This window comes from Streptomyces sp. NPDC031426, from assembly GCF_055581585.1.
In genome coordinates, this window is the sequence record NZ_JBVIJE010000005.1 from 65973 (window position 1) to 78780 (window position 12808).

The following is a 12808-nucleotide window of genomic DNA, read 5'->3' on the forward strand; positions in this document are numbered from 1 at the left end:
CTGAGCCGCCGGACAGGCCCCGGAACTCACCGGCGGTGGGCGCCACCCGCCGCGCGTCGCCGCACCGACAGGAACAGCGCCTCCGCGAGGTCGCTCGAAGTACCGGCGGCCTTGGGCGCGTTGGGCGCGCCGGAGGGCTGCCGTGCGGGGGCGGTCGTCGCGTCATCGCCCTGACCGTGGTGCCGCATCGTCGACTTGTCGGCACCGGCCGCGATCTGCCGGTCGGAGGGCGCGGACGCCGTCGGAGCAGGGCCGCTGCCCGTGCTGCCCGCGCCGGCGCCGCCGAAGTCCACCTCCGAGCAGGAGCAGAACGTCTCCGGGCAGTCCGAGCGCTGCCAGATCGCATACAGCAGCTGCCGACCGGACCGCTCGGGAAGCGTGCCGGAGAACGTGTGGAAGCCGCCCGATGCGACCGGGCCCGTGACCGTCGCCACCGGGTGCTCCAGATCCAGCTCGGACCAGGCCGGCGGCTTGGCGGGGGCGTAACCGGGCCTGGTGAGACAGCCCTTGAAGGTGCCCTTGTGTGGTGCCGTCACCCGGTACTCGAAGGTGTACGACCCGCTGGGCGTGGCCGCGCGGCGGGCACGAGCGGGCATGCGGAACTCCTCTGCGGACGGTTCTTCTGCGGGGGCGGAACCCGGAGGGGGACCCATGGGGAACCCGTGGGGGGTGATCCGAAGCTAGCCCCGAGAAACCGCGAAATCGCCTGCCGGACGCGGATGGAGGAGATCCTTATGGTGCCGTTAAGGCGGGACTAACCGGGGGCTCAGGAAGGGGAGGAGAAACCCCCGTAGCCCACCTGCGGTCGAGCAGTGCGACTGTCCGCTCCGGTTCGGGTTCGTTCGCAGCCGGACGCCTCAGTTGGCTCCCCGATTGGCTCCCGGCAGCGCGGGGCGGTGGCGCTCGGACCTGCCTGAATGGCCGCTTGCAGTCCCGATGTCAGTGGTGCCCGTTAGCGTCGCCTCGGCAGTCGTGATCCTGGGGGTGGGATATGGACGTTGAGCGGGTTGGCTCACAGTACGGGGCAGATGCGGTCGCCGGCCTTGGCGCGTTGTGGGGGAAGTCGAAGGAGCGGGCTGGAGGCCGGACTAATCTCCTGCTTTCCCACCTCTTGGACACCGCCGCGGTCGCGGAGCTTGTCTTTGATCACTATCTGGCGCCGGTGACTCGCGGTGTGCTGGAGGAGGTTGCTGGTCCGGGGCGGGGACGCCGCTTCTTCGCATGGTTGTGCGGCGTTCATGACTGTGGGAAGGCGACGCCGGCGCATCAGCGGCTGTGGCCGGAAGGGGCTGAAGCCGTCCGGGCGGTCGGGCTGACCTGGTTGGAGACGGCGGCGGTGGCCGGCGCAAGGCAGAAGAAGCGATGGCGTCACGACTGGGCCGGTGGGTTGCTGCTGCGGCAGGCGCTCGGCGAGGCCGGGTGGGCGGCGGAGCAGGTGGACTGGCTGTGGCCGCTGGTTGCCGGTCACCACGGGGCGTTTCCCACGCTGGGGGATGTACAAGAGCCCCGGGTGGCCAAGGGTCAGTTGCGGGGCGCAGGGCGGTGGTGTGCCACGCAGCACGCCGTGCTGGATGTGTTCACGCGTGAGCTGGGGTTTGCGGCTCTCGGTGAGGTTGAGCCGGTGGCTGTCCCGTCGCGGGCGCTTCAGTTGCAGCTGAGTGGGCTGGTGGTTATGGCGGACTGGATTGCTAGCGACGAGCGGCACTTCCCCGGCGTGGCTGATCTGCGTTCGGTAGGGCTGGAAGCGGCCCGAGAGCGAGCGATGGCGGCTTGGCGGCAGCTGGGTATGCGGGGCGGTTGGGGGGCCTTGGCGGTTCCTGGCACTGGCATGTTCAAGGAACGGTTCACGTTGCCGCCACGGCCGTCGCAGAGGACGGTGATCGAGGCCGCCCGGCGGATGCAGACTGCGGGCCTGCTGGTGGTCGAGGCTCCGATGGGGGAGGGCAAGACCGAGGCGGCGCTGGCGGCGGCGGAGGTCCTGGCGGCACGGTTCGGCTTGGACGGTGTGTTCGTGGGCATGCCGACCCAAGCGACGAGTGATCCGATGTTCACGCGTACCCGCCGGTGGGTGGAGGCGATAGATGCCTCGCTGGCGTCACAGGTGGCCTTGCTGCACGGCAAGCGCGCGTTCAACAAGGAGTGGAAGGCGCTCCTTGACAAGGTCGGTCCTGGTGCTGACGCCTTCTATGCGGGTGTTGACGAGTATGGGCTTGACGACGATCCGTACGGGATCGTGCCTGCTTGCGGAGGTGTTGCCGAGCGTTTGGCGCCAGCCGAGTGGTTCTTGGGGTCCAAACGGGGATTGCTGGCGCCCTTTGTGGTCGGCACCGTTGACCAGCTGCTGTACGCGGCCACCCGGACCCGGCATGTGATGCTGCGGATGGCGGGGCTAGCGGGCAAGGTCGTCGTTCTGGACGAGGTCCACGCCTGCGACGTGTATATGAGCCGCTTCCTGCTGGAGGCGTTGCGCTGGCTGGGGCAGGCCCGAGTACCAGTCGTTTTGCTGTCCGCGACGCTTCCTCCCGGGCAACGTCGGGAGTTGGTGGCGGCCTATCTGGCGGGGGCCGCCTCAAGGGAGGAGTTCGCGGTCGAGGTACCCGAGCCTGGCGGCTACCCCAGTGTGACTGCTGCCTGGCTCGAGCGGGACGCCGCGGTGCCATCGGTTCACTCCTGGGAGACGGACACCTGGCGTCCGGACCTGACGGTGACGGTCGAGACCGTGGCGGAGGAGAAGCCTGCCCGCACCGCGTCCCGGCAGGAGCGCCTGGCGGTGCAGCGTGCCGCGGACGCGTCGGTCGCCGACCTACTGGCCGAGCAGCTCGCCGAGGGCGGGACGGCTTTGGTGATCCGCAACACCGTCGCCCGTGCGCAGAGCCTCCACGAGGAGCTGAGGCAGCGCTTCCCGGCCGACGAGGTCCGGCTGCTGCACGCGCGGTTCACTGTAGCGCGTCGCGCCGAGCTGACCGAGGAGGCCCTACGGCTGCTTGGCCCGGACGCCCCAAGGCCTGAGGGCGGTCGGCTGGTGCTGGTGGCCACGCAACTTGCCGAGCAGTCTTTCGATGTGGACGTCGATCTGCTGGTCACCGATCTGGCTCCCGTCGACCTGCTTCTGCAGCGCATCGGACGCCTGCACCGCCATGCCGGCACTCACCGTCCGGATCGTCTCCGCCAGCCGAAAGTCTTCGTCACCGGTTTTTGCCCGCGCGAGGGCCGTGAGCCGGACTTCCTGTACGCGAGCGAGAAGATCTATGGGCGTCATCTGCTGCTTCGCACGGCAGCTGTACTCCCTGGCGACGGCGCCTGGGAGGTTCCCGGCCAGGTCCCGGAGCTGGTCCGGGCGGTGTACGGCCAGGAGGCCGACCTACTGCCCGAGTCGTGGGCCGCGGCCGGGGTGAAAGCACGCGAGGAACAGCAGGCGGAGGACCGCCGCCGCACCGAGGCAGCGGGCAAGTTCCTGCTCACGCGACACGGTGAGCATGAGAACTGCACGCTGGCCGGGTTGCATTACGGCGGTGTCTCCTCCGGCAGTGGCGAAGAGGAGTTGCAGGCCGCGGTGCGTGACGGGGACGAGTCCGTCGAGGTCGTCCTGGTGGTGCAGGCTGCCGACGGGCAGGTGTATCGCACGCTGTCGGGTCGTGCTTTGACAGTGAACGGTGATGTAGCGCCTGAGCTTTTGGACGAAGTGATCGGGAGTACGGTGCGCCTGCCGGCCACGCTGACGAAGGACGCGCTGGCACTTTCCCCACTGCCGGGCTGGCGCGGGCATCCCTGGTTGCGGCACAGCCGGGCTCTGGTGCTCGACGCCTCCGGCCACGCCCGGCTGGGCGACCACTCCGTGTGGTACGACCACGATCTCGGCTTGGGTACCGAGCTGGTGAGCGGCTAGGAGGAGTACCGGGGGCCAGACGTGGCGCGCCCGGCCCCCGGGTGTTCCCCGCTCACGGCGGGGCCTACGCGTTGCCCTGCTCGGTCATCAGACGAAAACACGAGCCATCCCCGCATGTCCACGACGGCGGCGACTGCCATCTCACCGGGGCCGTGAGCAGATTGCCACACCTGGATTCACGGAAACCACTGCACACGCCCGATCCAACCACTAGGTTTAAGACGGAAACACTTCACCATTGGGGGGTATTTAGTGTTTTCACTGCTCAACGACCCATGGCTGAGGCTTCCTCCAGCCACGGGCGGCCCGATGCGGGCCTACTCGCTACGCGAAGCTGTGTTGGAGGCGCACACACTGGGAGACCTTGTCGTCGACCTCCCGACGCAACGTCCCGCCTTGCTACGTCAGTTGCTGCTGCCCGTCGTCGTGGACGCCCTGGGGCGACCCGCCGACGGCCGTGAATGGGTGCGCTGGTTCCACACGGGCCGGTGGTCACCTCAGCAGCTGGAACAGCTGAACGCCTACTTCGCCACCTATCAGGACCGATTTGACCTCTTCCACCCCACGGACCCGTTCGCACAGGTCGCGGATCTGCAGACCGAGAAAGGGGAGACGAAGGGAGCGGGGCTGCTGGTGGCGACGGCGGCGACCGGCAACAACGTGCCGCTGTTCGCATCACGCACGGAAGGAGACGTGCTGGCGCTGACGCCTACTGAGGCGGCGCACTGGCTGCTGCACACCCACGGCTGGGACACCGCGGCCATCAAGACCGGCGCGGTGGGCGACCCGAAGGTCAAGCAAGGTAAGACGACCGGCAATCCCACCAGCCCGCTCGGACAGCTCGGTGTCACCGTTCCCATGGGCCGCACCCTGTACGACACGTTGCTGCTCAACATTCCCGCGGGGCCGCCGTTGCGCTCGGATGATCTGCCGCAGTGGAGGCGCCGCGACCAAGACGACCCGATCGAAAAGACGTGCTCGGTCGCGACGCCGCTGTGGCAGGAGCGTGCACCCAAGGGGCTACTGGACGTCTGGACCTGGCAGCCTCGACGGATCCGCCTCTTCCCCGACAGGAGTGACGACGGGACCCTGTCCGTCAGCCGAGTCCTGGTCGCAGCCGGGGACCGGATGCCGCACACGCCCGAAGAGGAGCCGCACACCATGTGGCGCCTGGAACCCACCGGGACAAGGGGACGGACCAAGAACAACAAGCGCGCCGGTGCCTTGCCACGTCGGCCCCTGCGCATGCAGGCCGGCAAAGCAGCCTGGCGTGGACTGGACGCGCTGCTGGCGCCCGAGCGCGCCTCCCAGGACGCCAGTGAGAAAACCGCCGGATTCGCCACGAGCAGGCTCCTCGACCAACTCGCCGAGGTCCGTTCGGACATCGGCGAGTCGTATCCGCTGCGAGTCGAGCTGACCGGAATGGCCTACGGTACGCAGTCCTCCACCGTCGACGACGTGATGTTCGACTCGCTGCCGCTACCTCTGGCCGCGCTGGGGGCACAGACCTATGTCCACGCCGCCGTATTGGAGGCGGCTGCTCAGGCCGAGCAACTCGCCGTCGCCGTCAACAACCTTTCGGCTGACCTACGTCGTGCTCTGGGCGCGGACCCCATCCCCTGGGACAAAGGCCAGCGGCCCGGAGAGTTCGTGCTCCACGCCCTCGACCCCCTGATGCGGCGACTGCTGGCCGGCCTGCGCGATGTCGGCGACGACATCGAGACGGTGGAGGCCCGACAGACGGAGTGGGAGCAACTGGCGTGGCGGCGCAGCTGGGAGATCGCCGACGGGCTGCTGCAGACCGTACCGGTCAGCGCCTACACCGGTCGCAAGAGCGACAAGAAGCAGGGCGGAGACAAGCCCGAGCGCACCTACCGGGCGTCGCTGGCCGAAGCGTCCTTCCTTAGGCGCCGCCGGGAGATCCTCCACCGGGCCGCCGAAGCCCGCCGCCTGGCCCAAGCCGAGCAAACAACTCTCGCTCAGGGCTCTGCAGGCCCTCACGCCGACGGCGAACCACTTTCGTGAACACGCTCGGAGATGACCGTGTCTGATGACAACCACCGGCAACGCCGGATCTGGCACCGCTATATCGCTGCCGACGGCACCTGGCGCCGCAAGGATGGCAGCCCGGCGGAAAGGCGGCCGCCGGGCGAGGACCTGGCCGTGCTGCGCCGCGGGCTGAGCCGACCGGCCGGCGACGTGCTGGAGATGTTCCCCTTCTACACCTGCCCGGTGGATGACTTCCTGGCCCGCCGCGGGCAGGTGTCCATTGCGCAGGAGGCCGAGCACGCGGCGCTCGCCCTGTACGGGCTGCACCAGCAAAGCCAGGACCGTCCCATGCACCGCCGGGGAGCAAGTCTGGGACGTGCCATGCGCGCACTGCGCCAGCATGACCGCTCCAGTCCGGAGGCGGTCGACGCCCGCTTCCAGCAGGCCTTCGCAGCCAACTCCCCCAGCGCGCTGCGCATCAGGCTGCGCGGCCTGGTCACCCAGCTCAAAGGCATCGACCAACCCCTGGACTACGACCTTCTCGCCGACGACCTCTACGCCTGGCACCGCCACGAGGCACGTGGTCGGGTCCGGCGCCGCTGGGGCCTGGACTACTACAACTGGACCAGCGCCGAGCAGTAAGTCCACCGCCCCCGGGCCAGGCCGCAGCCCGCAGGCCCAAGGCTGCCTGCCGACCCACCTCATCTTCCAACCCGCATACACCGCTTGGAGTTCGTGCGATGACTTCTCGCCTCTACGTCGACGTGCACATCGTGCAGACTGTGCCGCCGGCCAACCTCAACCGCGACGACCAGGGCAACCCCAAGGAGGCCATCTACGGAGGCGTCCGCCGCTCCCGCGTCTCCTCCCAGGCCTGGAAACGGGCCACCCGTATCCACTTCGACGCCCAGGCACCCGAGCCAGACCGCGCCACCCGCACCAAGCGGATGACCGCCGAACTCGCCGAGCGGATCGCACGCAACACCGACCTGGACAAGGAACCGGCCACCCGCATCGCCACCGCCCTGCTGGCCCAGTTGGGACTGAGCGCGGGCAAGAAGGCCGGCGAAACCGCCTACCTCCTCTTCTACGGCAACGCTCAACTCGAAGCAGTGGCCGAACTGGTCACCGACCGCATCAGTGAACTCGCCGCGCTGGACGACACCGCTCTCAGCGACACCCTCAAGGCCTTGCCCGTGGCGGAAAAGTTCACCACCGGCCACCCGATGGGTGTGGCCCTGTTCGGCCGCATGGTCGCCAACATCCCGGCCCTGAACGTAGACGCCTCCGTGCAGGTCGCCCACGCTCTGTCCACGCACGAGACACAGCTGGAGTTCGACTACTTCACCGCCGTCGACGACGAGAACGAGAAGGAGGAGACCGGCGCGGGCATGATCGGCACCATCGGCTTCAACTCCGCCACCCTCTACCGCTACGCCACTCTTGGCCTGGAGCAGCTGACCGCCAACCTGGGCGGCGACACCACCGCGGCCCTCGATGCCGTGGGCGGCTTCGTCGACAGCTTCGCCCGCTCCGCCCCGACCGGCTACCAGAACGCCTTCGCCCACCGCACTCGGCCCAGCCTGGTCGCCGTCGTCGTCCGCCAGGACCAGCCGGTCAACCTCGTCTCCGCCTTCGAAGAACCCGTCCCGACCGAAGCAGGCATCGCGGCCGCGTCCGCCCGCCGCCTCGCCGAGGAGCACGCCACCGCCTGCCAGATGTGGGGCGACACCCCGATCTTCGCGGCCGCCAGTCACACCTTCACACCGGGCGATCCCCGCACCAAGGACACCACCGAGGCCCTCTCCCGCGCCTTCGGCGAACCCGTCGCCTTCCCCGACCTCATCACCAGCCTGCGCGCCCGCCTCGCCTCCAGCGTGGAGGAACCCGCGTGACCCCCAGCGACCAGGGCCAGTCCGTCCTGCTGCTGCGGCTCGCCGGTCCGCTGCAGTCTTGGGGCGACCGCAGCGCCTTCAACCGCCGCGAGACCAGGCCCGAACCCACCAAGTCAGGCATCGTCGGCCTCCTCGCCGCCGCCGAAGGACGACCGCGCACCGCCCCGGTCGACGACCTCGCCGGACTGGCGCTCGGCATCCGCATCGACCGGCCGGGCAGCCTGCTGCGCGACTACCACACCGTCAGCGACTACCGCGGAGTGCCGCTGCTGTCCGCCGCGGTCAACGCAAAAGGCATACAGAAGCCGACCTCACCGGCCAAGCACACCCACGTCACCCAGCGGTTCTACCTCCAGGACGCCGTATTCCTCGCCGCCGTCGCGGGCCCGCAGGAACTCATCACCACACTCGAGCACGCGCTGCGCCACCCTGCCTTCCCGCTCGCTCTCGGCCGCCGCTCCTGCGTACCCGCCCAGCCGCTGGTGCTGGGTCCGCGCTCCGGCTCCCTGGAGCAGGCTCTGCGGGAGGAGCCCTGGCAGGCGCCCCGCACCATCCGCGAGCGATGGGGCCGCACCCGCGGCAACCCCGGCCACATCACCCTGCCCGCCACGCTGGACGACCCTGCGGGCGACGACGTCCGCGACGACCTGCCCCTGTCCTTCGACCCGAAGGCCCGCGCCTTCACCACCCGCCGGGTACGCCACACCTACGTCGACGCCCCCACCGGCCTCACACCCGACACCGACCAGCCGCCCGCGCCCAGCAGCGGCCACGACCCCTTCGCCCTCCTGGGCTGGTGACCCATATGCCCTTCCTCTCCCGCATCCGAATCAACCCGCTGCGCGCCGAAAGCCGCAAACTCCTCGCCAGCCCCCGCGCCATGCACGGCGCCGTCCAAGGAGGACTCCCCACAGCACCAGGCGAAGAGCGCACGCTGTGGCGCCTGGACGCCGACAACCCCCACCGACCCCACCTGTACGTCCTGACCACCTCAAAGCCCGATTGGACCCATCTCGTCGAACAGGCAGGATGGCCGGAAGCCGACGGCGAGCACTACGCCATCGCCGACTACACCCCCCTCCTCCACCAGCTCGCGGTGGGCAGGGAATTCGCCTTTCGTCTCACCGCCAGCCCCGTACAAAACACCAACCGCCCGGACAAACCCACGGCACGGCAGGCCCAACGACTGGCCCAAGGGGAAACCCGCAGCTTCCGGCTCGGCCATCGCACCGCCACCGCCCAGATGAACTGGTTCCTGACCCGCACCCCACGCTGGGGCTTCGACATCCCCCTCGCCCCAAACCTGGCCGGCACCAAGGACACAGACGGCAACCCACCCCGCGATGTCCGACTCATCACCCGCGACCGCCGCTCCTTCAGCAAAGGGCCCACCACCAAAGAAGCCCGGGTGGTCATGCACAGCGCCACCTACGAAGGACGCCTACGTGTCGCCGATGTCGCCCTGCTCACCGAACGCCTCCTCAACGGGATCGGCCCCTCCAAGGCGTACGGCTGCGGTCTGCTTACCCTCGCGCCACTTCGGTACGCCGGTGCGTGACCTCGGGTTGCCGGACCGGCCGTCGTTCACGCCCGTCGGCCCCGCACCGGCGGGGATGGTCTTTGGCAAAAGGGATTCGGTCTCTTCTACGTCGGGTCGGCCCCGCGCCTGCGGGGATGGTCCCGAGGGAAACACCACGATGGCCAATGCGAGGATGGTTCCGGTTACGTCTACATGGCGCCGCCAGTAGCCCCTGCGTCCGCAGGGATGGTCCCTTCACGTTCGGACGGGGCGTCCACTTCCAGAGATCGGCCCCGCTCCCGCGGGGATGGTCCCGGCGGTTCGTCGGAGTAGCCACCGTGCGGCCCGTCGGCCCTGCGCCTGCGGGAATGGTCCCCTCTTCGAGCCGATGTTCCACGTGACTTCTGGTCGGGCCCCGCGCTCGCGGGGATGATCCCAGCCACACCATGAAGGCGAGAAGGAGGACGTGGTCGGCCCCGCGCCTGCGGGGATGGTCCCATCGCGGGCTTCAACTGCTCCTACCTCCCCCTGCCGGCCCCGCACCCGCGGGGATGGTCTCGTGGAGTCGTAGTAATGGACCCCCACCCAGCTTGTCGGCCCCGCGCACGCGGGAGTTGTCCCGCCGTCCTCACCTTCGGCGCAACTGACTACGTGTCGGCCCCGCGCCCACGGAGATGGCCCCTTCGGCAGGCCGTAGCCGTAGACGTAGCTGGCGTCGGCCCCGCGCCCCGGGGATGGTCCCGAGCTGATCGCCGCTGGCTACGTCAAGCGTGCGTCGGTCCTGCGCCCGCAGGGATGGTCCGTACGCCCTGGCCCTCGGTCCCAAGGGCGGGGAGTCGGCCTCGCGCCCGCGGGGATGATCCCTCGATCGGGGCCGCAGGTGCGTACCAGATCATGTCGGCCCCGCGCCCGCGGGGATGGTCCCGCGTAGGCGTCCTGGTGATCCCGGCGCAGCTTGTCGGCCCCGCGCCCGCGGGGATGGTCCTTGGTTCGCCGCCTGGTTTTCCGTGCTCATCATGTCGGCCCCGCGTCCGCGGGGATGGTCCCGTCGTCGGGCGTGACTGGCGAATGCTGTGGAGGTCGGCCCGGCCCCCGCGGGGGTGGTCCCGTCTTGGTGTCACCCAGGCCGCCCTGCCACGGGTCGGCCCCGCGCCGCGGGGTTGGTCCCAACAGCCGCTACACGGCGCAGGTCGTCGGCTGGTCGGCCCCGCGTCTGCGGGGATGGTCCCTCCACCCTGTGGGGGATCGCCCAGCACGAGCAGTCGACCCCGCGCCCGCGGGGATGGGTCCCAGGTACGGGATGGGCTCGGACGCCAGGTAGGAGTCGGCCCGGTGCCCGCGGGGATGGTCCCACTATGGAGTGGATGCTGCTCTCCCCGGACGCGTCGGCCCCGCGCCCGCGGGGATGATCCCCAGGACTTCGAGTGGGAGAACTGGATCTTTGCGTCGGCCCCGCGCCCGCGGGGATGGTCCCCTGGAGTGGCTCTGCCGCCGGCATCACCGTGGGTGGGTCCCGCGCCTACGGGGATGGTCCCCACTGGGCCTGGTACCTGGGCCATCACTTAGCGTCGGCCCCGCGCCCGCGGGGATGGTTCCCAGTCCCACACGGTGTCGGACAGCGTGTCCTCGTCGGCTGCGCGTCTGCGGGGATGGTCCCGTGCAGCCGCAGCTTCAGGTCGTGATGAGCACGTCGGCCCGGCGCCTGCGGGGATGGTCCCCAGCAGAACCAGGGCCTCTTCGACACCGGCGAGGTCGGCCCCGCGCCTGCGGGGATGGTCCAGGACCCGACATGACCGAACAGCAGCTCGACCTGTCGGCCCCGCGCCTGCGGGGATGGTCCCCACGACGGGAGGCCGTCCGGGACGTGACCGGAGTCGGCCCCGCGCCTGCGGGGATGGTCCGCTGATCCGCGACTTCCCCGACCTCGGCACTGCGTCGGCCCCGCGCCTGCGGGGATGGTCCCGCCGTCTGGGCCGTATCGGCCGTGATGAACCGGTCGGCCCCGCGCCTGCGGGGATGGTCCCAGGGTCCACGCCTTCTCGGCGTACTCGCGGACGTCGGCCCCGCGCCTGCGGGGATGGTCCCAAGGTCGGCCATCTGCGGGCCACCGAGGTCGGGTCGGCCCGCCGCCTGCGGGGATGGTCCCTGCGGGCCGTCCGGGCTGGGGTCCGTGTTGGGGTCGGCCCCGCGCCTGCGGGGATGGTCCCGGTGTCGGATCGCTCATGTACACCGACGTGGAGTCGGCCCCGCGCCTGCGGGGATGGTCCCGCCACCGTCGCCCTGACCGGCACCGTGCAGACGGTCGGCCCCGCGCCTGCGGGGATGGTCCGCGATGCGGCAGGTTGCGAGGGGAGCCAGCCGGGTCGGCCCCGCGCCTGCGGGGATGGTCCCCCACGGCCGGAACGCTGCGCGAATGGGCCAACGTCGGCCCCGCGCCTGCGGGGATGGTCCTCCATCTCCTTCCACGTCGCCTCTATGTCCGACGTCGGCCCCGCGCCTGCGGGGATGGTCCCCGAAGATGCCAGCCAGCCGCCTCTGCGCGCGGGTCGGCCCCGCGCCTGCGGGGATGGTCCTCAAGCTTGCCCGGCTTGGTCGAAGCCTCCGCCGTCGGCCCCGCGCCTGCGGGGATGGTCCCTCGTCACCGGTGTGGTCGATGTCCTCGATGAAGTCGGCCCCGCGCCTGCGGGGATGGTCCGGCGCAGGGTGTGCTGACCGGGCAGGATCTAACGTCGGCCCCGCGCCTGCGGGGATGGTCCCTGCGAGGCGGTGTAGACGGCGCCGGCGACGGCGTCGGCCCCGCGCCTGCGGGGATGGTCCCTGCGAGTCCAGGTCGTCGCGCTCCCACATGGTGTCGGCCCCGCGCCTGCGGGGATGGTCCGCCGCAGATCGACATGTTCCGCAACGCTGCGTCGGTCGGCCCCGCGCCTGCGGGGATGGTCCCGCGAGTCGGTGTCGGACGCGCAGATCCAGACCGTCGGCCCCGCGCCTGCGGGGATGGTCCCCAGCCATGACCGAAAACGACGAACACCGCCTCGTCGGCCCCGCGCCTGCGGGGATGGTCCCCTCACCTACGCCACGGGGCCGACCGACACCCCGTCGGCCCCGCGCCTGCGGGGATGGTCCTCGTCCGGCGGGCTCGGCGTCCACTACGGCAAGGTCGGCCCCGCGCCTGCGGGGATGGTCCCATCACGCCACGCACGAAGGACGCCGACGCCATGTCGGCCCCGCGCCTGCGGGGATGGTCCCGGCAAGGTCGGCACGGTGGTCGCCTGGTCGATGTCGGCCCCGCGCCTGCGGGGATGGTCCTGTGGGTCCGCTGACGTTCCGCTATGACCAGTTGTCGGCCCCGCGCCTGCGGGGATGGTCCCGGCTACATGTCGAAGAAGGGAGCGCCGGCCACGTCGGCCCCGCGCCTGCGGGGATGGTCCAGCCGCCGACGCCCGCCGCGACTCCGAGGAAGCGTCGGCCCCGCGCCTGCGGGGATGGTCCCGGCATGCGTGGCGCGACCGAGGACGACGA

6 protein-coding genes, 1 pseudogene and 1 CRISPR repeat array are annotated in these 12808 nt (G+C 70.4%); of the genes and pseudogenes, 6 read left to right on the forward strand and 1 reads right to left on the reverse strand.

Features of this window, described 5'->3' with window-relative positions; translation table 11 throughout:
• Positions 1 to 26: 26 nt before the first annotated feature.
• Positions 27 to 590: pseudogene (locus ACZ5NH_RS11005) on the reverse strand (lytic polysaccharide monooxygenase); the annotation flags it as partial.
• A gap of 401 nt (positions 591 to 991) precedes the next feature.
• On the opposite strand from ACZ5NH_RS11005, the gene cas3 reads away from it, so the two are divergent.
• The 6 genes from cas3 (at position 992) to cas6e (ending at position 9328) form a co-directional block, all read left to right on the forward strand.
• Entirely contained in the window at positions 992 to 3886 is a 2895-nt protein-coding gene (gene cas3, locus ACZ5NH_RS11010; protein WP_468774330.1) for a CRISPR-associated helicase Cas3', read from the forward strand.
• Between the two features lie 252 nt (positions 3887 to 4138).
• Complete coding sequence (gene casA, locus ACZ5NH_RS11015) at positions 4139 to 5911, forward strand: type I-E CRISPR-associated protein Cse1/CasA (RefSeq protein ID WP_468774332.1); 1773 nt, start codon at positions 4139 to 4141, stop codon at positions 5909 to 5911.
• 18 nt (positions 5912 to 5929) lie between these two features.
• Entirely contained in the window at positions 5930 to 6517 is a 588-nt protein-coding gene (casB, locus tag ACZ5NH_RS11020; protein ID WP_468774334.1) for a type I-E CRISPR-associated protein Cse2/CasB, read from the forward strand.
• Positions 6518 to 6615: 98 nt separating this feature from the next.
• Positions 6616 to 7770 carry a type I-E CRISPR-associated protein Cas7/Cse4/CasC gene (gene cas7e, locus ACZ5NH_RS11025; protein ID WP_468774336.1) on the forward strand — a complete coding sequence of 385 codons (1155 nt, stop codon included), beginning with the start codon at positions 6616 to 6618 and terminating at the stop codon, positions 7768 to 7770.
• Positions 7767 to 8570: a type I-E CRISPR-associated protein Cas5/CasD gene (cas5e, locus tag ACZ5NH_RS11030; RefSeq protein ID WP_468774338.1), complete on the forward strand. Its 804-nt coding sequence runs from the start codon at positions 7767 to 7769 to the stop codon at positions 8568 to 8570. The genes cas7e and cas5e overlap by 4 nt, the downstream gene beginning before the upstream one ends.
• A 5-nt stretch (positions 8571 to 8575) precedes the next feature.
• Complete coding sequence (gene cas6e / locus ACZ5NH_RS11035; RefSeq protein ID WP_468774340.1) at positions 8576 to 9328, forward strand: type I-E CRISPR-associated protein Cas6/Cse3/CasE; 753 nt, start codon at positions 8576 to 8578, stop codon at positions 9326 to 9328.
• Between the two features lie 1161 nt (positions 9329 to 10489).
• Positions 10490 to 12778: direct repeats of the CRISPR family, unit length 28 nt; unit sequence GTCGGCCCCGCGCCTGCGGGGATGGTCC.
• Positions 12779 to 12808 lie beyond the last annotated feature (30 nt).

Excerpts from the sequence above, each read along its gene's own strand:
- cas3 (WP_468774330.1), top strand. The coding sequence starts at position 992 with ATGGACGTTGAGCGGGTTGGCTCACAGTACGGGGCAGATGCGGTCGCC.
- cas7e (WP_468774336.1), top strand. The coding sequence starts at position 6,616 with ATGACTTCTCGCCTCTACGTCGACGTGCACATCGTGCAGACTGTGCCG.
- cas6e (WP_468774340.1), top strand. The coding sequence starts at position 8,576 with ATGCCCTTCCTCTCCCGCATCCGAATCAACCCGCTGCGCGCCGAAAGC.